Source organism: Kitasatospora misakiensis (assembly GCF_042656005.1).
In the GTDB taxonomy this organism is placed as follows: Bacteria; Actinomycetota; Actinomycetes; order Streptomycetales; family Streptomycetaceae; genus Kitasatospora; species Kitasatospora misakiensis.
In genome coordinates, this window is record NZ_JBHSOF010000014.1 from 132,874 (window position 1) to 150,909 (window position 18,036).

Annotated in this window: 19 protein-coding genes and 1 tRNA gene; 4 read left to right on the forward strand and 16 right to left on the reverse strand. The window is 74.1% G+C overall.

All coding sequences use genetic code 11. The features are described from left to right. Positions 1 to 275: 275 nt before the first annotated feature. The 3 genes from ACFP3U_RS13990 to ACFP3U_RS14000 all read left to right on the forward strand — a co-directional run bounded on the left by ACFP3U_RS13990 (position 276) and on the right by ACFP3U_RS14000 (position 5,170). Entirely contained in the window at positions 276 to 1,487 is a 1,212-nt protein-coding gene (locus tag ACFP3U_RS13990) for an HpcH/HpaI aldolase/citrate lyase family protein (protein ID WP_380225791.1), read from the forward strand. Positions 1,488 to 1,585: 98 nt separating this feature from the next. Further along, positions 1,586 to 4,219 (forward strand): phosphoribosyltransferase, encoded by a 2,634-nt coding sequence (locus tag ACFP3U_RS13995; protein ID WP_380225792.1) that lies wholly within the window; start codon positions 1,586 to 1,588, stop codon positions 4,217 to 4,219. Positions 4,220 to 4,294: 75 nt separating this feature from the next. Next, a complete protein-coding gene (locus tag ACFP3U_RS14000) occupies positions 4,295 to 5,170 on the forward strand; it encodes an HAD family hydrolase (RefSeq protein ID WP_380225793.1) in 876 nt (291 codons plus the stop codon). Here the strand turns inward: ACFP3U_RS14000 and ACFP3U_RS14005 are convergent. Together ACFP3U_RS14005 and ACFP3U_RS14010 are read right to left on the reverse strand one after the other, a co-directional pair. Further along, entirely contained in the window at positions 5,167 to 5,394 is a 228-nt protein-coding gene (locus ACFP3U_RS14005; protein ID WP_030310195.1) for an FmdB family zinc ribbon protein, read from the reverse strand. The two genes, ACFP3U_RS14000 and ACFP3U_RS14005, sit on opposite strands and share 4 nt — an antisense overlap. A 109-nt stretch (positions 5,395 to 5,503) precedes the next feature. Next, complete coding sequence (locus ACFP3U_RS14010) at positions 5,504 to 6,823, reverse strand: coiled-coil domain-containing protein (protein ID WP_380225794.1); 1,320 nt, start codon at positions 6,821 to 6,823, stop codon at positions 5,504 to 5,506. Between the two features lie 218 nt (positions 6,824 to 7,041). On the opposite strand from ACFP3U_RS14010, the gene ACFP3U_RS14015 reads away from it, so the two are divergent. Beyond that, positions 7,042 to 7,116 (forward strand) — tRNA-Val (locus tag ACFP3U_RS14015). Positions 7,117 to 7,171: 55 nt separating this feature from the next. Here the strand turns inward: ACFP3U_RS14015 and ACFP3U_RS14020 are convergent. The 14 genes from ACFP3U_RS14020 to ACFP3U_RS14085 form a co-directional block, all read right to left on the reverse strand. Further along, a complete protein-coding gene (locus ACFP3U_RS14020) occupies positions 7,172 to 8,305 on the reverse strand; it encodes a site-specific integrase (protein ID WP_380225795.1) in 1,134 nt (377 codons plus the stop codon). Further along, a complete protein-coding gene (locus ACFP3U_RS14025; protein WP_380225796.1) occupies positions 8,305 to 8,493 on the reverse strand; it encodes a helix-turn-helix domain-containing protein in 189 nt (62 codons plus the stop codon). Before ACFP3U_RS14025 ends, ACFP3U_RS14020 begins: the two co-directional genes overlap by 1 nt. A gap of 335 nt (positions 8,494 to 8,828) precedes the next feature. Continuing rightward, positions 8,829 to 10,790 carry a DUF3987 domain-containing protein gene (locus ACFP3U_RS14030; protein WP_380225797.1) on the reverse strand — a complete coding sequence of 654 codons (1,962 nt, stop codon included), beginning with the start codon at positions 10,788 to 10,790 and terminating at the stop codon, positions 8,829 to 8,831. 103 nt (positions 10,791 to 10,893) lie between these two features. Continuing rightward, positions 10,894 to 11,250, reverse strand: a complete 357-nt coding sequence (locus tag ACFP3U_RS14035) for a hypothetical protein (RefSeq protein WP_380225798.1) — start codon at positions 11,248 to 11,250, stop codon at positions 10,894 to 10,896. Continuing rightward, a complete protein-coding gene (locus ACFP3U_RS14040; protein WP_380225799.1) occupies positions 11,247 to 11,942 on the reverse strand; it encodes a methyltransferase domain-containing protein in 696 nt (231 codons plus the stop codon). The genes ACFP3U_RS14035 and ACFP3U_RS14040 overlap by 4 nt, the downstream gene beginning before the upstream one ends. Before the next feature lie 119 nt (positions 11,943 to 12,061). Beyond that, the gene (locus ACFP3U_RS14045; protein WP_380225800.1) at positions 12,062 to 12,838 is read right to left on the reverse strand and encodes a PP2C family protein-serine/threonine phosphatase; all 777 of its coding nucleotides are present in this window, start codon (positions 12,836 to 12,838) and stop codon (positions 12,062 to 12,064) included. Between the two features lie 109 nt (positions 12,839 to 12,947). Next, positions 12,948 to 13,103 (reverse strand): hypothetical protein, encoded by a 156-nt coding sequence (locus tag ACFP3U_RS14050; RefSeq protein ID WP_380225801.1) that lies wholly within the window; start codon positions 13,101 to 13,103, stop codon positions 12,948 to 12,950. Positions 13,104 to 13,116: 13 nt separating this feature from the next. Next, positions 13,117 to 13,401, reverse strand: a complete 285-nt coding sequence (locus ACFP3U_RS14055) for a hypothetical protein (RefSeq protein ID WP_380225802.1) — start codon at positions 13,399 to 13,401, stop codon at positions 13,117 to 13,119. After that, entirely contained in the window at positions 13,398 to 13,613 is a 216-nt protein-coding gene (locus ACFP3U_RS14060; protein WP_380225803.1) for a hypothetical protein, read from the reverse strand. The genes ACFP3U_RS14055 and ACFP3U_RS14060 overlap by 4 nt, the downstream gene beginning before the upstream one ends. 10 nt (positions 13,614 to 13,623) lie before the next feature. Then, entirely contained in the window at positions 13,624 to 13,812 is a 189-nt protein-coding gene (locus tag ACFP3U_RS14065) for a hypothetical protein (RefSeq protein ID WP_380225804.1), read from the reverse strand. 35 nt (positions 13,813 to 13,847) lie between these two features. After that, positions 13,848 to 14,102, reverse strand: coding sequence for a hypothetical protein (locus ACFP3U_RS14070; RefSeq protein WP_380225805.1), 255 nt, complete (start codon positions 14,100 to 14,102; stop codon positions 13,848 to 13,850). A gap of 138 nt (positions 14,103 to 14,240) precedes the next feature. Next, a complete protein-coding gene (locus ACFP3U_RS14075; RefSeq protein WP_380225806.1) occupies positions 14,241 to 16,430 on the reverse strand; it encodes a cell division protein FtsK in 2,190 nt (729 codons plus the stop codon). Positions 16,431 to 16,542: 112 nt separating this feature from the next. Next, positions 16,543 to 16,962, reverse strand: a complete 420-nt coding sequence (locus tag ACFP3U_RS14080; RefSeq protein WP_380225807.1) for a hypothetical protein — start codon at positions 16,960 to 16,962, stop codon at positions 16,543 to 16,545. Then, entirely contained in the window at positions 16,959 to 17,915 is a 957-nt protein-coding gene (locus ACFP3U_RS14085) for a DUF2637 domain-containing protein (protein ID WP_380225808.1), read from the reverse strand. The genes ACFP3U_RS14080 and ACFP3U_RS14085 overlap by 4 nt, the downstream gene beginning before the upstream one ends. Positions 17,916 to 18,036: the final 121 nt, after the last annotated feature.

Sequence of the window (18,036 nt, forward strand, 5' to 3'; positions counted from 1 at the left end):
GGAGGCGGTGTGGGGGGACTTTGCCAACGCTTGCGCTTTGTGAAGCGGAGGGTAACCTTCCGAGAATTCGATGTTTCGGAACCGTCTGCGACCCTGCACCATCCGTACGATGGGCGGGCGGGGGGATACCGGGGTCGGTCGACGATGACCGGCCGGGACCGGACCGGGAACCACCACCACCTCCGAGCCGGTTGAACCGGGTGGTGAACCGGGTGGCGCCACCGCCCTTTCCCGCCTCCGCCGGACCGGCGGCCGAACCTCCTGAGGAGAGCATCTTGCGCCACTTCGGCCACCTCGCGGACGACGTTCGCGACCGGCTCTTTCTCACCGCCCCGGGGCAGTTCACCCGGGACAGCGACGCGGCCGTCCTCGCCACCGCGCTGGGCGCCACGCTCTACAGCCCCGCCACCCGGCCCACCCTGCGCACGGACATCCGCAAGCAGGCCGCGCAGGGCGTCGTCTCGATGGTCCTCTGCCTGGAGGACGCCATCGCCGACCACGAGGTCCCGGCCGCCGAGGCCAATCTGGTGGCCAGGCTCGGCGAGCTGTGGACGGAGGTCGCGGAGGGTGCCGACGCGACCGGAACCTCCACCGGCCACACACAGGATCTTCCCCTCATCTTCATCAGGGTGCGGACCGCCGCCCAGCTCACCGACCTCGCCGGCCGGCTCGGGCCCGCGATCGGCCTGCTCACCGGCTTCGTCCTGCCGAAGTTCACCGAGGAGACCGGCGGCGAGTTCCTGGAGGCGCTCGCCACCGCCGAGGCCGCCACCGGGCGCCGGCTGTTCGCCATGCCCGTGCTGGAGTCGCCCGAGCTCGCCCACCTGGAGACCCGCCGCGACCAGCTCTTCGGCATAGCCCGGCTGCTCGACAAGTACCGCGAGCGGGTCCTCGCCGTCCGCCTCGGCGTCACCGACCTCTGCTCCGCGTACGGCCTGCGCCGCTCGCCCGACCTGACCGCGTACGACGTCGCGCTGGTCGCCTCGGTGATCGGCGACGTGGTCAACGTCCTGGGCCGCGCCGACGGCACCGGGTTCACCGTCACCGGCCCGGTCTGGGAGTACTTCCCCGTCCAGGAGCGGATGTTCAAGCCGCAGCTGCGCCGCACCCCGTTCGCGGAGGCCGAGCCCTCGCGGGAGGCCGTCCGCCAGCGGATCATCGAGCACGACCTGGACGGGCTCATCCGCGAGATAGAACTCGACCGCGCCAACGGCCTGTTGGGCAAGACCTGCATCCACCCCAGCCATGTGCCCGCCGTGCACGCGCTCTCCGTCGTCACGCACGAGGAGTACAGCGACGCCCACGACATCCTCCAGCAGGAGCGCGGCGGGGGCGGGGTGCTGCGCTCGGCCTACACCAACAAGATGAACGAGGCGAAGCCCCACCGGGCCTGGGCGGAGCGGGTGTTGCTGCGCGCCGAGGTGTTCGGCGTGGCGCGCGAGGACGTCAGCTTCGCGGAGCTGCTCTCGGCCTGCCTCTGCCGCTGAGCCTCGGCGGCCGGCCCGCCGGACCCCGACCACCTCCTGCGGACCACCCACCGCAGACCACCCACCGCACCACCGAAAGACCGAAGGCAGGAGCCGGAGTGACAGCAGCGCAGCAGGACCGGATCGACCGGACGGAGCGGACGGGATCGGGTGACCGCTCGGGATCGGGGGACCGGACGGGGGCGCCGGAGTGGGCCGGCCGCTGGGTGGCCGAGCGGGCGGGCGTCGCGCTGACCGGTTCCGAGCGGCTCCCCGAACTGGTCGGCCTCGCCCTGCGGGAGAACCCCAAGCGCGCCCACCTGCTGGTCTCCACCGTCCTCGGCAAGCACGTCCCGCAGCGCCCCGCCGTGGTGCACGGCGCCGGACTGGAACTCGGCCGCCTGGTCCGTGACCTGCTCGCCCCGCTCGGCGAGGAGACCGTCGCCCGCGCCGTCGTGCTCGGCTACGCGGAGACCGCCACCGGCCTCGGCCACAGCGTCGCCGACGGCCTGGACTCCCCCTACCTGCACTCCACCCGCCGCCCGGTGCCCGGCCTCACCCCGGTCGGCGGCTTCGAGGAGGAGCACTCGCACGCCACCTCCCATCTGCTGCTGCCCGCCGACCCCCGGCTGCTCGCCGACGACGGCCCGCTCGTCCTGGTGGACGACGAGTTCTCCACCGGCACCACCGTGCTCAACACCATCCGCGAACTGCACGCCCACCACCCGCGCGACCACTACGTGGTGGTCGCGCTCGTCGACCTGCGCGGCCCGGCCGACCGGCGCCGGCTCGCCGACACCGCCGCCGAACTCGGCGTCCGGCTGGACCTGGTGGCGCTCGCCGGCGGCGGCGTCGAGCTGCCCGAGGACATCCTGGACCGGGCCGGGCGGCTGATCGCCGAGACCGGTCCGGCGCCCGAGCCGCCGGCCGCCCCGGCCGCCCCGCTGGTGCGGGTCGACCTCGCCTGGCCGGACGGCCTGCCCGACGGCGGGCGGCACGGGTTCACCCGGGAGCACCGGGCCCGGCTGGAGGAGGCGCTGCCGGGGCTGGCGGAGCAGTTGGCGGCGGCGGTGGCTCCGGCTGGTCCGGCTGGTCCGGGTGGGCTGGGCCTCGCGGCCGAGCACGCCGGTGGCGCCCGGGTGCTGGTGCTCGGCTTCGAGGAGCTGATGTACGCGCCGCTGCGGCTGGCCGGCGCCCTCGCCGAACGGCTGCCCGGCGGCGCCGACCGCGTCCACTACTCCACCACCACCCGCTCGCCCGTCCTCGCCGTCGACGACCCCGGCTACGCCATCCGCACCCGGCTGGCCTTCCCCGCCCACGACGACCCCGCCGACGACTCCTCGCGCGAGCGCTACGTCTACAACGTCGCGCCCGGCGCCGACCCGGCCCGCCGCTTCGACACCGTGGTGCTGGTGGTCGACGACCTCGCCGACACCCCCGCCCTGCACGAGGGCGAGCGCGCCCTGCTCGGCCGGCTCCGGCAGGTCACCGACCGGGTGGTGCTCGCCGTCCTGCCGTCCCACCGGCCGGGCGCCGTTCCCCGCCAGACCGCACCCCGCGCGACCGAGCCCCGCGCGACCGAGCCCCGCCCGACCGCCCTGGCTCGTCCGCTGTACGGCCCGGAGTTCTCCTCCTACCGCGCCGACGAGGTGGCCTGGCTGCTCAAGGACCTCTCCGACGTCGCCCTGGAGGCGCCCACCGAGGAGCGCGAGGAGGCCGTGCAGACCGGCGGCGCCCACTACGCCGAGTCGCTGCCCGTCGAGTACCAGCCGAGCCCCGAGTACCAGGAGCTGTTCCACCAGGCGCTGCGGGTCTCCGCCCGGCGGATCGCCCTCGCCGTCGGCACCGTCGCCGAGACCCTGCTGCGCGAACGCGGCCCCGGCCTGGTGCTCGCCTCGCTGGCCCGCGCCGGGACGCCCGTCGGCATCCTGATCCGCCGCTGGCTCGCCGCCGGCCACGGCCTCGACGCCCCGCACTACGCCGTCTCGATCGTCCGCGGCCGCGGCATCGACCCGGTCGCCCTGCGCTACCTCGACGCCCACCACCGGGCCGCCGACGTGGTGTTCGTCGACGGCTGGACCGGCAAGGGCGCGATCGCCCGCGAACTCGCCGAAGCCCTCCGGGGGACGGGCTTCGACCCCGACCTCGCCGTCCTCGCCGACCCCGGCCGCTGCGTGCGCACCTTCGGCACCCGGGAGGACTTCCTGATCCCCTCCGCCTGCCTCAACTCGACCGTCTCCGGCCTGGTGTCACGCACCGTGCTGCGCGCCGACCTGATCGGCCCCGACGACTTCCACGGCGCCAAGCACTACACCGAGCTGGCCGGCGCCGACGTCTCCGGCGCCTTCCTGGACACCGTCGCCGACCACTTCGACGACGTCCGGGCCGAGGCCCTCGCCGCGGCCGACCGGTTCCTCGCCGCCGAGCACGCCGACGAGCGCGCCCCCGACTGGGCCGGCTGGGCCGCCGTCGAGCGGATCAGCGCCGAGTACGGCATCGACAGCGTCAACCTGGTCAAGCCCGGGGTCGGCGAGACCACCCGGGTCATGCTGCGCCGCGTCCCCTGGCGGGTGCTCGCCCGGCGCGGCGCCGGCGCCGACCTCGACCACGTCCGGCTGCTCGCCGCCCAGCGCGGAGTGCCGGTCGAGGAGGTGGACGACCTGCCGTACTCCTGCGTCGGCCTCATCCACCCCCGCTACAGCCGGGGGGCGACCGGCACCTCCGGTACGGCCGTCCTGACGAAGGAGTCCTGAGCCCCGATGAGTGGTCACGCCCGCCCGAGCGGCGACGTACCCGGTGCTTCCGCTGTTTCCGCCGCTGCTACTCCTTTGGGCGCTTCCCCGCGCTTCGTGGTGGCGAGCGACCTCGACCGCACCCTGATCTACTCCAACCGCGCCCTCGCCCTGGACGTGCCGGACCGGCTCGCGCCGCGCCTGCTCTCCGTCGAGGTGCACGACGGCAAGGCGCTCTCCTTCATGACCGAGCAGGCCGCCGCGCTGCTCGTCGAACTCGTCCAGGAGGCCGTGTTCGTCCCCGCCACCACCCGCACCCGGTCCCAGTACGAGCGGGTCAACCTGCCCGGCCCGACGCCCGGCTGGATCCCGCCGTACGCGATCTGCGCCAACGGCGGCCGGCTGCTCGTCGACGGCGTCCCGGACGAGGACTGGCAGGCCGAGATGGCCGGACGGCTGGCCGACGGCGCGGCGCCGCTGGCGGAGGTCGTCGAGCACCTGGCACTCTGCGCCGACCCCGAGTGGACGCACAAGCGGCGGGTCGCCGACGAGCTGTTCGCCTACCTGGTCGTGGAGCGCGCGGACCTGCCGCCCGGCTGGCTCGCCGAGCTCACCGGTTGGTGTACGGAACGCGGCTGGACCGTCTCGCTCCAGGGCCGCAAGGTGTACGCGGTGCCGACGCCGCTCAGCAAGAGCGCGGCCCTGGCGGAGGTCGTCCGCCGGGTCGGCGGCGGCGCCACCGTGCTCTCCGCCGGGGACTCGCTGCTCGACGCCGACCTGCTGCTCGCCGCCGACGCCGCCTGGCGCCCCGGGCACGGCGAACTGGCCGACACCGGATGGACGGCCCCCGGCGTCACCGCCCTCGACGAGGTCGGCGTCGCGGCGGGCGAGGAGATCGCCCGCCGCTTCCTGTCCCACGTCCGGGGCGGCGTCCCGGCGACCGGCACGGCCCGGCCCGTCGCGGCCCGCTAGCCGCAGCAGCCGCCCCCGCAGCAACCCCCGCCGCCACCGGCCGACGGGGCCTGCTGCGGGGCGGCGCCCGCCGAGGCCGCGCCGGTCACGGCGACGGTCGACAGCAGCTTCACGGTGTCCTGGTGGCCCTGCGGGCAGACGGCGGGGTCGTTGGCCTGCGCCATCGCGCGGCGGAGCTCGAAGGTGGCGCCGCAGGAGCGGCAGCGGAAGTCATAACGAGGCATACCGTCAGCGTATCCGCGCCACCGGGAGCCGAACCCCTGCCGCCGCCTGCTCCGCCTTTGAGACCTACTTCTGTGCGGCCTACTTCTGTGCGGCCTACTTCTGTGCGGCCTACTTCTGTCCCCCGAGCTCGCCGCGGATCAGCTCCACCACGTGCGCCGCCGTCTCCCGCACCCCGGCCAGCTCGGTCAGGAACCGCCAGTAGTCCGGGTGCCGCCCGGCCGCCTCCAGTTCGGCCACCGCGCGGTCCAGCCGGGACACCGCCGCGTCCAGCGGGGCGGCGTGCCGCGGATCCGGCGCCTGCCGCCCGGACATCGCGAGCCGCTGGGCGTCGCGCAGCGCGAACCGGGCCCGGTCGACCTCCTTGTTCGGGTCGATCTGCACCTCGTTCAGCTGCCGCAGCCGCTCGTTCACCGCGACCACCGACCCGTCCGCCGTGTCCAGCAGCGCGCGCACCGTCCCCAGCGCCCCCGTGGCGTCCGCCCACCGCTGCTCGTCCCGGGCCCGGGACGCCTCGGCCAGCTTGGCCTCGGCGGCCCGCCCGGCCTCCGCCACCTGGCCCGGCACCCGCTGGAGGTCCTGCCAGCACGCGGTCGTGAACCGCCGGCGCAGCTCGCTCAGCGCCGGATCCACCGTGCCCGCCTTGGTCTCCAGCGCCTGGATCCTGGTCCGCAGGCTGGCCACCCGCCGGTCGATCTCCCGGGCCCGCTCCGGCAGGTGCCCGGCCTCCGCGGCGATCGCCTCCGCGCGCTCCTTCACCCGCTCCGCCCGCTCCAGGGTGCCCGGCACCCCGTGCTGCGCGACCCCCTCGTTCAGCCGCCCCAGCTCCGGCGCCAGCTCGGCCAGCCGCGCCGCCAGCTCGTCCGCCCGCAGCCCGGCGGCCCGCGCCCCGTCCAGCGCGTTGCTCGCGGCCAGCAGCGCCTGCTTGGCCTGCTCCACCGCCGGCGTCACCCGCATCAGCTGCGACTCGGCCCGCTCCAGCGTCGGCTGCAGCTTGCGCAGGAAGTCGTTCAGCTCCGCGAGCGCCGAACCGAGCTGGCCCTTCACATCGTCCAGCTGGTGCTTGGCACGCGCCGCGACACCGGACTCCAGGTCCTCCGCGTCCAGGTCGTGCGCGTCCAGGGCGCTCAGATAGTTCACGGTCACCTGGTCGACCCGGCCCGAGATCGCCTCGAAGTCCGCGAGCGCCCGCCGGGCCGTCGCACTGTCCCCGGCCGACCGCACCGTCTCCACCGCCAGCCGCACCTCGCGCTGGGTCGAGTCCACGTCGTAGAACGCCTGCTGCGCCGCGTCCCGCGCCGCCCGGGCATCCGCCCGCATGCCGTCACCGCCGCGCCGCCCCCACCAGCCCCCGCCGGCCCCGAACGACGCGGCCCCCGCGGCCCCCAACGCCCCCGCGACCACCAACGGCAGCACCAGCACCTCGGCCACCGCGCCCCCCGGCCACCGCCGCCCCCGCCCGCCTCCGCCGGCCACCCTCACTGCGCGCTCCCTGGTTCCCGACCGCTGATCCACCGCCCATTCTTCCCGATCACCCCCCGACCCCGGCACCCCACCCGCCACACCACCCGCCCACCTGCACCACACCGCCCCCCGGACCAGGTACCCTAGGCACTCGTCGTGCGCCCACCCCCGGGCCGCCCGACCGGGGGCGCGTAGCTCAGTGGTAGAGCGCTGCTCTTACAAAGCAGATGTCGGCGGTTCGAAACCGTCCGCGCCCACCAGCACAAATGCCCCGGACCGATCATGGTCCGGGGCATTTGACATCTCAGGCTGACATCAGTGCCTCCGCTTGAGCAGCCGGTCCATGTTGCCGAGGGCCTCTCGCTGGGTGTCCTGCGTGACGTGGGTGTAGACGTTCATCGTCAGCCCGATCTGGCTGTGGCCGAGGATCTCCATCACCACCCGGGGCGGCACGCCGCACGCGACGAGCAGCGTCGCGCACCCGTGCCGGGTGTCGTGCAGCCGGATGGCCGGGACCTCGGCGGCCTTGGACACCCGGACGAACGAGCGGTAGAGGTTGGTCGGCTCGATCGGTCGGCCGGTCCGGGTGGTGAAGATGTACCCGGTCTCCTCCCACTTCTCCCCGGCCGCGCGCCGGGCCTCGTCCTGCCGCATCCGGTGCCAGCGCAGGGCCGCCACGCAAATCCGGGGGAGCGGCACCGGCCGGCGCTTGCCGCTCTTGGTGGTGTCCGCGTACAGCTCGCCGCGAACGCGCTGCACCTGCTCGCGGACGACCAGGACCCGGTGGTCGAGGTCGACCTCCGACCAGCGGAGCCCGACGATCTCACCGCGCCGCATGCCGAGCGCGATGGCCAGCACGAAGGCGGCGTACAGCGGGTCGGTGCGGCTGGCAGAGAGGAAGGTCAGGGTCTGGTCGAGGGTCCAGGGCTTCACTTCACGGCTCCTCACTCGGGGCGGCGGGACGAGCATGGCCACGTTGCGCACGATCAACTCGTCGCGGCACGCGGCGGAGAGGGCCGTGCGAAGCACGCGGTGTGCCTCCTTGGCCGTGGCGGCGCTGCTCTGCTTGGTGACCTTCGCCAGAAACGTCCGCACGTCGCGGGGACTCAGCGATTCCAGGCCCTTGGAGCCGAGCAGCGGGACCAAGTAGAGGCGCACGTGCGTCTCGTACTTGGCCTGCGTGGTCCGCTTCCGCTGGGGCGTGATGAAGTGCTCCAGCCAGTACGGCAGCCACTCGGAGAGCTTCGCCGACCGGGTCGGGGTGGCGATGCCTTGCTTGGCGCGCTCCACCAGCTCCTTGCGCTTGGTGTCGCACTCGTCCCAGGTTGCTCCATAGGCGAACTTGCGGGCCCACGTGCCGTCCGGCTGCGGGACGTAGACGGCAGCCTGGTACCGGCCGTCCTTCCGGCGGGTCACGGTGCCGGCGCCGTTCGGGTTGCGCTTCGCCATTAGGCGTTCTCCTCTTTCTTGGTGCTCAGGTACTCGTGCAGGGCTGTGACGGGGATGCGCCGGAGGCGGCCCTCCGTGAAGCTGTCGAGCTTCTTGGTGCGGATGAGGTCGTAGACCTTGCTGCGGCTCATCCGCAGGGCCGCCATGACTTCGGGGACTTCCAGGACGAGGGGCGGGATGGTGGTCACGTGGGCTCCCTGGGCGGTGGCGAGGGCGGGGAGCCGCCGCAGAAACCGCAGAATCCGCAGAATTCAGGGCTCATGGGTGCTGAGCTGCGGTGATGGCGGTTTGGGGCGGCGGTTGGTGATCTCCGCAGAATTCCGCAGAAAGTCCGCAGAATTCGGGCAGGGACGGGCCCGCCCCGGGGCCGGTGGGCGGCTCCGGGGCGGGCTCGGGCGGGCGCCCGTGATTTGTGCGGACTTTCTGCGGTTTTCTGCGGGCGTGGATCTTGGAGGCGTCGCCGCAGGTCAGGACCCGTGTCGGGCGTTTCTGCGGTTTCTGCGGTTTCTGCGGCGGGGGTCGGCTACTCGTCGCCGGACAGGGCGGGGTGGATCTCGTAGCGGGGGGAGGGCTTGCGGCCCCGGGTGCGGGGCCGGGGCAGGACCGCCTCCAAGCGGAGGTAGCCGTGCTCCTCCAGCAGCGACAGGGCGGGGTCGAGGTCGGCGGCGGTGGGGAAGTCGGTGCGGCTGAGTTTGGTGAACAGGTCCCGGCGGCTGACGGTTCGCCACCGGTTGTCCCGGCAGACGTCGAGGACGGTAGCGGCGCGGGTGACGGTGGAGTCGGCGCCCATGGCCTCGAACACCGCCAGGGCATGGGCGGTGAAGTAGTCGCCCAGCTCGACGGCGGCGGCCATCGTGTCCTCGGTGACGGGCCTGGTGTGCCCGTTGGTGAGGTGGGCGGCCAGGTGCAGCAGGCCCGCGATACGGGCGACGGTGCCGGCGAGCTTGCCCGCCCACTTGCCGATGTGACCCAGCTCGCCGCCCCGGGCCGCGAGCTGCGGCTCCAGGCGCTCCTGAAAGGCGATCAGGAGGGCGTCCGCGCCGGGGGTGAGCTGGAGGACGGCCGGGTCGGTCCAGTCCGCCAGGGCCTTGGTCAACGAGGTGACGTTGACCTCGTAGGCGTCGGCGACGGCGGGGGCGACGGGCTCGGTGATGATCCGGCGGGAGCCGACCATGGAGGCGGGCAGGCAGTACAGGAAGCGGGCGAGCAGGCCCCGACCGTCGAAGCCGCGGACCCGGGCAATGTCCTCCAGCACGCTGGGCTGTACCGCCAGTCCCATGGTCAGCGCGGGAGCCTCCACGAACTCCTGACGGCTGCGGCGGTCGACCCGCAGCCGGTCCCCGGCGTGGCCCTTGAGAAACACCTCCAGGTTGGGGGTGCCGGAGTAGCGACCGGCGATGATGTCGAAGATCCCACCCTCGGCCGAGAGGACCGCGAGGCGCCCGCCCTGTTCGGCGAGCAGGCTGGTGATGGCCTCCGGGGTGGCGTCGTCCACCAGCAGCCTCGGCTGCGGCGGCACGGCGATGCCCTCGGCGGTCTGCGCCAGGCCGATGGCCTCCGCGACGAGCTGGTCGCGCTCGGGGCCGTCGTCGGCCTTGGCAGCCTTCACGGCGGCCGTCTCTGCGACCTCCCTCGCCAGGCGCGCGGTCAGCTCCGCCTCGACGATCCGCCCGGCCGCCGCCTCGCCGAGCGCCTTCTCGGCGGCGTAGAGCGGGTTCGTCATGGCGGCGAAGACGGCGGACTTGCGGTTGGCCGGGGGCAGGGCGACGACGGTGAACAGGTTCACCGGCTCGCGCCAGCGGCCCCGGATGTGGACGACCGCCCGGCCGCCAGCGGCGGTGGCCAGCACGGACAGGGCCAGCGTCCCGGCCATGTCGGGCGGGGTCTGGGACTCCTCCGCGACCCCGGCCACGTACTCCTTCAGCCATCCCGGGAGGGTGTCCAGGGGGAAGGCGGGCAGGGTGCGGGCGGCGGTCAGCGGCACCGGGTCCGGCCACGCGGCGGGCTCGGGTTCGGTCGGGACGGCGAGCACGGCCCGCAGTGTATCCGCGTCGGCACCGGGCGTGTTGGCGGCCTGGACAAGGCGGGTGCCCGCCTCGATCAGGCGCCGGCGCTTGGCGGTCTCGCGGACGATCGCGGCGTAGTACTCGGCGTTCGCGGCGGTCGGCGTGGCCGACACGAGCCCGGAGACGTAGGCGCCGCCGCCGACCCGGGCCAGGTCGCCGGAGCGCCGGAGGGCGTCGGTGACGGTGATCGGGTCGGCGGCCTCGCCGAGGTCCATGATGGCGCGGTGGATGGTCTCGTGGGCGGGCCGGTAGTAGTCGCCGGCGTCCATGACGGCGGCGACGTCGCCGAGCACGGCGGGGTTGAGCATCAGGGCGCCGAGCACGGCCTGTTCGGCCTGGAGGTCGTTGGGCGGCGCGCCGTCCGGCCCGGGGAACGGGAACACGTTGTCGTCGGGCCCGGAGGCGGAGTGAAGGGTCACGCTGGGGCTCTCCTCATCTCGGTGGAACGGGTGGAGAACCCGGGGCGGCCTGGCTGTCCTTGGCCGGGAGTACCGGCCGCCCCGGGGGCGGTGCGGAGGCCGGTCAGAACAGGGCGTCCGGCGCGCAGGCCGGGGCGGTGTCCTGCCGGGTCTTGGCGGCGGTGCGGCGGGTGGCGTCGTGGCACTGCTCGCACCACGCGGCCAACTCCCGCTTGGGCAGGGCGGCGACGCGGTGCGCGGGCAGCAGCAGCGCGGCCGGGTCGGCCGGGGCGGCGAGCAGGCGCACCCAGCCCCGGCCGTGCTTGGTCCGGTAGGCGCCGTGAACGGCGGGGCATCGCCCGCCGTCGTCCTTGTCGTGGTTCCTGCCGCAGGTGCCCCGGCACTGGCAGCGTCCGGCTGCGGCGGCCATGACGGCCTGCCACAGCTCCGCACCGACCAGGGGCGGCACGCGCCCGCTCACGCGGCGGCCTGCTCGGCGCCGAGCCAGGTGGCGGCCTGGCCGCCGATCTCGCGGGTGTAGGCAGGCGGGATGGCCTCGGCCAACTCCCGGCGGTCGCTGGTCCAGTGGATGCCCATGGTGCCCTGCCACTCGCTGATGCTGCCCTTGCCGCCGCCGTTGCCGTAGACCTGGAAGTACGGGCCCTCGTGGCGCACGCCGTGCCGGTAGCCGCCGGTGCGGCCCCGGTGCGGGACGTGCGGGGGCTGGAGGGCGAACCAGCCGCCCAACTCGAAGATCCTGTGCCGGATCACCCGCAGACCGAACATCTCCCCGCACAGCGTCAGATCGGCGCGCATTCGGCGGGAGGCCCGGCCGGGCGGCTGCTCGATCACGTACGGCCGCCCGACCGCCTCCAGGGCGGCCCTGGTGGGCTCCAACAGGTCCGGGTACGTCTCGCGCTTGGCGGCGTTGGTGCCGGCGGTGAGCGTGCAGTCGTGCTGGCACGGCGGGCTGGTGTGGATGAGGTCGTACTCGTGGCCGTGGGCGCGGATGTACTCCACGGCGTCGCCCTGCACGAAGCGGTACGGGTAGTTCGGGCGGGGCTCGATGTCGATGCCGGTCACCTCGAACCCGGCGTCGGCGTAGCCGGTTCCGGCTCCTCCCGCGCAGCAGAAGGCGTCGAGGACTTTGAGCGGCGGTGCGATCGGGGTCATGCTGGGGGTTCTCCTCGTCTCGTTGGAGCGGGTGGAGAACCGGGGCGGTCGGGCTGTCCTTGGCCGGGAGTGCTGGCCGCCCCGGAATTCGCGCTGTTCCTGACTGCCTGTCGGCTGAATCAGCGGGCGGGGTGCAGGTCGACAACCAGCACGGTGGCGTTGTCGGCCCCGGCGGGGTCGGCCCGTACAGCGAGATCGGTGAGGCGCCGGGCGACGACGTCGGGGGCGCCGGTGAGCACGAGGGCCGGGACGGCGGCCCCGTCACGGTGCCGCTGGGAGCCGTCCGGGCTCGGCGGGGGCAGGGTTCCGGCCGCCTCGTGCGGCAGGTAGGCGCCGTCCGAGGTGAGTACCAGGCGTCGCAGGCCCGGCCGGGGGCCGAAGTCCACGGTGACGGTGTCGACGGCGCCGGTGAGGAAGCACAGCGACGAGGTCAGATGGTCGTGGGCGTCGGGCTCGGGTTCGCGGCCCTCGCGGCGCTGGGTGGTGGCCTTGTTGTGGTCGGTGGTGAGCAGGCGGGCCCGACCGTTCTCGGTGAGGTAGGCGCGGCAGTCTCCGGCCCACGCGATGTGAAGGCGGCCGGTGGGGGCGAGGGCGGCGACGATCGCGGCGGCGTCGGCCGGCCAGTCCTTCGGGTGGTTCAGGGCGGCGCGGTCGGCGTGGAGGGCGGGCCGGATCTGCCGGATGGCGGCGCCGGGGTCGCCGAGCCGGGCCGCCGTCCGCGCGAGCATGAGCGCGGTGGGGCCCACCCAGGCGGCGGTGTGCTCGCGGTCGCCGATGCCGTCGAGCAGGACCCACGCCCGGTGCCCGGTGTCGGGGTTGGTATCGAAGGCGGTGGCGTCGGCCTGGTGGGTGCGGCTCCCGATGTGCTGGGAGGCCGTCTGATGGGTGGTGAACACGGGTCTCCTCGTGCCGGTGGACTGGACGGTCCAGCTCCCCTCACCACCCGCCGCGCGGGCGGGTGGATCGGGCAACCGCCGTACTGGCGCGGCTAGTTGGAGATGTCTGTCAGTACTCCTGGCCGGTCTGGTGGGCGACGGGGCCGGGGCAGTACGAGTCGTCGCAGTCGCAGCCGCAGCACTCGTTGCAGATCTCTTCGCCACACTCCTCGCACCACTCGTGGCCGGTGCAGTACTCGGACGCGCAGTCGTCGCAGTAGGACATGGGGGCTCTCCGATCAGGCGGCCCGGCGCGCGCTCGCGCCGGGGAACTGGTGGATCGTGGCGAGCCGGGCGGGCTGCTCGGTCACGGCCGGGACGGGGAGCGGTTCGCCGCCGTCCGGCGGGGCGGTGTCCGTCGTGGCCGCGCGGGCGGCGCGTTCGGCGGCGGACTCCGCGAGCACCTGACGGACGGCGGCGGATTCGGTCTTGGCACCGCGCTGGGAGATGAGGGCGGCGGCGCCCAGGACGGCGCCAGGGCCGAAGAGCACGGCGGCGGTGATGGCGTCGGTGGTGGTGCTCACGGGTTCCCTCCGGTGCGGGCGGCGTGGGCGAGCAGGTCGACCAGGTCGGCGCCGAGCAGGGCGGCGCGCTGCTCGATCGCAGTCCACGAGTCGGGGTCGATGTGCATGAGTGCGGCGAGGGCGGCGGCCGGGCGGTGGTCGGCGGCGGCGGTCAGGGCCTCGCGCAGGTGGACGGCGGCCAGCGGCCGGATCGCGGCGGGGGCGGTCATCACGGGCGGCCGGTCAGTGGTGGCTGACGGCGGTCACGATCGCGCCGAGCATGTCGTTGACGGGCCCGGCCAGGCCGGTGGAGGCGGCGGTGAGGCCGGACAGCCAGACGATGAGGGCGGTGCCGATGCCGACGCGCTTGGTCCACACGAGGACGACGGTGACGACGCCGGTCACGAGGGCGACCGAGATGGTGACGTTCATGAGCTTGTCTCCCTGGCGGTGGTGGGCGGGCGGGATCAGTTGGTGCCGGCGGTCCAGGTGCGGTGGGCGACGTTGTAGAGGTGGCGGCCCACGCGGATGCGCTTGCCGACGCCCCGGCAGCGGCGGCAGTGCTTGCCGCGCTTGGCCTTGCCCTTGCGGTCGGTGACGACCTTGAAGCCGAAGCCGCCGCACCTGCGGCAGTCCCCGAACGGGCTCGCCGCGCACAGGGCGGCGTAACAGAGGGCGACCAGCAGGGTGGCGGCCATAGCGGCGAGTATCAGGGGGGTCATGGGGGCCTCCAGGGCGGTTTTCGGGGCCCTAGCAGGGGGCTTGCTAGCCGCTAGGTCCCTGATCAGGGCATGTTTGGGTCGCTAGCGGGGTCGCTAGGTCTAGCGAGGGTGCTCGCTAGACCTAGCGACCGTGCTGGGCTATCCGGCGTCGCGCTTCTTGTCGCGCTCGGTGACGGCCTTGAGAATTTCGGTGCGGTCGACGCCGCGCCGGTTGGCGCCCTTCCCGGCGTCCGTGGTGCCCCAGACCTGGCCGGTGGTGATCCCGTAGGGCTTGAGGGCGGTGGCGATCTGGTCGGCCTTCGCCCGGCCCTCCAGCCCGGCCCACGGCCCGTACGCGTCCGGCCGCAGCTCGGCGAGGCGGGCGACGATCGTCTCCGACCACAGCTTCGGCTCGTCGGGGCCCATGACCGCGAGCAGGTCGGCGAGCAGGTCGTAAGCGGGCGCCGTCGCGGGGGCCGCGTCCTGGCCGCCGCCGGCGTGGCCGGTCAGCAGCCCGGCCTGTTCGCGGGCCTCGCGTCCGCGCTGGGCGATGGCCTCCGCGTTGGGGGCGTCCACGAACACCGAGCGCACGATCTGCGCGTCGGCGCCCTCGCCGCCGATGAAGTAGGCCAGGCCCTTGTCATCGCGGGTGAAGGTGGTGGCCCGGATGCCCTGCTTGTAGGCCGAGGTACCGAGCACCATGTCGTTCTCGACCTGGCCCATGACCTTGAGGCACAGCCGCAGGATCGCGTTGGCGCTGATGCCGGTGGGCAGGGACTTGGCGTCGGGGCGCTGGGTGGCCAGTAGCAGCACGATCCCGGTGGCGGGGCCGCGCTTGACCAGGTCGGTGCAGATCTCCTCGAACTCGCCGCCGTACTTGGGGTGTTCGAACCACACCTGGCACTCGTCCACGCCGACGACGATCGGGTGCAGCCGCAGCGCCTTGTTGTCGGCGAGCTTGCTGGTGACCTTCGACTCCGGGCACACGTCCCGGGGCAGGGAGCGGATCACCTTGGTGCGGCGCCGCAGCTCGGCCCGCAGTTCGCGCATGTCGGCGATGGCGTACTCGATGTCCTCGTCGTCGTCGCCAGCGCGGTGGCGGTGGGACACCTTCTCGCCGACCGGGTCGAGGTCGCCGGTGCCCTTGAGGTCGTAGGTGTGCAGCTCGGCGCGGGGGTCGAGGGCGGCGATGAGCATGAGCAGGCGGAGCAGGAAGGTCTTGCCCATGCGGGGGACGGCGCCGATGATGCCCGCGATGAACATCAGGGTGACGTTCACCCAGTTGCCGCGCTGGTCGGTGGCGAACGCGATCGGATCGAACAGGTCGACGGTGCCCTTGCGGGCGAGCGGCCAGGCGGGCTGTTTGGCCTTGGCCATGTCCTGGTCGCCGACCCACAGGATCATGCGGCCCGGGTGGTCGCCCGCCTTCTGCTCCGGCCACACCGTGCCCACCGGGCGCCGCAGGCCGGAGGCGAGCTGCCCGCGGCGGCCCATCACGTCGGCGACGGTGACGCCGTGGGGCAGTTCGACGTCCGCGCGCCACCCGGGCCCATCCCGCATGATCGGGGCCGGGAAGGTGATGCTGCTGCCCTTGGTCTTGGCGGAGGTGATGCCGCCGATGCCCAGCGACTCCAGGGCCCGCACCACCATGTCCGAGGTCAGCTTGGGGGCCTTGGCCTTGACCACGGCGCGGCCGATGAGCGGCTCGTCCGCCGGCGCCCCGGCGACGCCGAGCGCGAGCACCACGGCGGCGGCCAGCGCCAGCAGGGTGGCGGTGCTGGTCATCACCAGCAGCACGATCGCGGCGGCGAGGCCGAACACCGACGCCAGCAGGGAGATCAGGGTCCGCAGCCGGACCCGGCCGTCGCGCTGTCGGGAAAGCTTGAGGTACAGCTCGGCGTCCTCGCGCCGGGCCGCCGCCGCCCGCAGCGGCTGGCCCTCGGCGTCCGAGGTCCACCGGCCCAGGAAGTTCATGACCCGGGCGGCGCCGCGCGGGGAGCGCACCGCCAGGCGGCTGGCGTAGAGGGGGGTGCGGATCGCGTGGTAGGCGACCGTGTGGCCCATCTGCCCGGCCACGTAGGCGAGTTGGGTCCGCAGCTCGGCCTTCGACAGCAGCCAGGCCGGGAGGATCGGGCGGCGGGTGTCCTCCGGCACCGGCAGGGGCGCGGGGGCGGGCTGGTCGACGTAGACGCTCGGGCCGTCCTCGTCGCCGTCGTCGAGGACGGCGGTGGTGGGGCGGCGTTCGGCGCGGGCCTTGGCGAGGTCGACCACGCCGTCTTCGGCCATCTCGGCGGCCAGACGGGCGAACAGCTCGTTCTCGGCGTCGTCGCCGGGGGTGTGGTGGTTCACTGGGGCTTCCTTCCTCACTGCTCTGTGGTGCGGAAAGGGGCTCCGGGACGGCCGCTCTGGCCGGCAAGCGAGTACGGCTGTCCCGGAGTGGTGCGTGCTGGTCGGCGGGTGGTCAGCCGGCGAGGACGGTCTCCAGGGCGGTGGCGCCCTCGATGGTGGTGATGAGCTCGCCCTTGAGGTAGCCGCTGTACATGGCGGTGGCGCGGCGGGCGACGTCGGCCGGGGTCGCGGTCGGGCGGCCGTCCTGCCACTGGCCGAAGGTGACCAGCTCGTTCGCGGCGTGCAGGGCCATGCGGGCGCGGCTGTCGGCGCGGCGCTTGGCCCGGCGGCGCTCGTTGCACGCCTGGAGGCGCTGTTCGGCGGTCCAGGCGGCCTGCTTGGCGGCGAAGTCGCCGTGGAGCGCGTCACCGGTCTCGCAGGGCTGCATGGTCAGGCACGGCTCGCAGACGGCGATGTGCTTGACGGACACCTGGAAGGCGGCCATGTAGGCGATGAACTGCGGGTCGACGGCGGTGTCGGCGGTGGTGGTCACGATGCCTTCTCCTCGGTGGAGTTCGTGGTCGCGGTGGTCGTGTCGGCGGTGGCCGGGGCGGGGTCGGGCACGGCGTGCAGCGCGGGCCGCTCCGGCTCGGCGACGTCGGCCGGGGTGGCGCGCTCGGCGGTGAGGGCGTCGCGCAGGACGCGGGCACGCTCGGCTGAGGTGCGGACCGTGGTGCGGATGCGGTCGGCGGTCAGTTCGGCGTCGAGCCAGTCGGCGGTGGCCGACCGGGCCTCGTCGAGCAGTTCGGCGTCCGTGCGCTTGGGTCGGGCGGTCCGGGCCGACTTCGGGACGGTGCCGGTCGCCCGACGCGGCCGGGCCGCCGCCGGGCCGGTCGGCTTGCGAGTCGGCTCGGCGGGCGCCTCCTCGGCCGGGGCCTCGGTCGGCTCGGCCACCGGGGTGGTCGGGGCCGGGGCGGGGGTCTGGTCGGCCGACTCGTACAGCGGCCAGTCCGGTTCGTCCGCCCCGGATTCGGGCTGGTCAGACCCCGACCGATTCGTCATGATCTGGTATGTTTTGTCGGTCTTGGGTCGGGCGTGCAGCACCTTGGCCACCAGGTCCGACCCGAAGTAGATCGAGCCGACCGGCAGCGACGACGCGAGCAGGACCAGGGCCCAGTGCGCGGGCGCCCACTCGGCCAGTCGAGTCCGGCCGCCGCCGTGCAGAGTCGGCACCAGGCCGTGCACGTAGTTGAGCACCAGCGAGGCGGCCGTGTACCCGGCCAGCACCCGCAGCGCGAACCGGCGGTCCGCGTCGGTCAGCACCAGCGCGACGACCAGTGCCAGTGCCATCAGCCCGTCGACGACCAGCGGGTAGACCGTGGCGGCGGTCGGGTCGGCCCCGATCGCCGACGCGACATCCCGAAGGGCGTTCCACGAGACGCGGAACGCCATGGCGGCGACGGCCAGCAGGCCCGCCACCAGCCACCACTTCCCGGCGCGGCTCACAGGGTGCCTCCCGGCGCTCCGGCGGCGACCAGGGGTCGGGCCGCCTCACGGGCGGCGCGGGCGGCCTCGGCAGCAGCGGCGGCGGCGATCCGGGCGGCCTCGGCAGCGGCGGCCGCCCGCG

Bases quoted from the DNA above. Each gene is read 5' to 3' on its own strand.
- ACFP3U_RS14005 (WP_030310195.1), bottom strand. From the start codon at position 5,394: ATGCCTCGTTATGACTTCCGCTGCCGCTCCTGCGGCGCCACCTTCGAG.
- ACFP3U_RS14040 (WP_380225799.1), bottom strand. From the start codon at position 11,942: ATGACCCCGATCGCACCGCCGCTCAAAGTCCTCGACGCCTTCTGCTGC.
- ACFP3U_RS14065 (WP_380225804.1), bottom strand. From the start codon at position 13,812: ATGAACGTCACCATCTCGGTCGCCCTCGTGACCGGCGTCGTCACCGTC.
- ACFP3U_RS14020 (WP_380225795.1), bottom strand. From the start codon at position 8,305: ATGGCGAAGCGCAACCCGAACGGCGCCGGCACCGTGACCCGCCGGAAG.
- ACFP3U_RS14070 (WP_380225805.1), bottom strand. From the start codon at position 14,102: ATGACCCCCCTGATACTCGCCGCTATGGCCGCCACCCTGCTGGTCGCC.
- ACFP3U_RS14050 (WP_380225801.1), bottom strand. From the start codon at position 13,103: ATGTCCTACTGCGACGACTGCGCGTCCGAGTACTGCACCGGCCACGAG.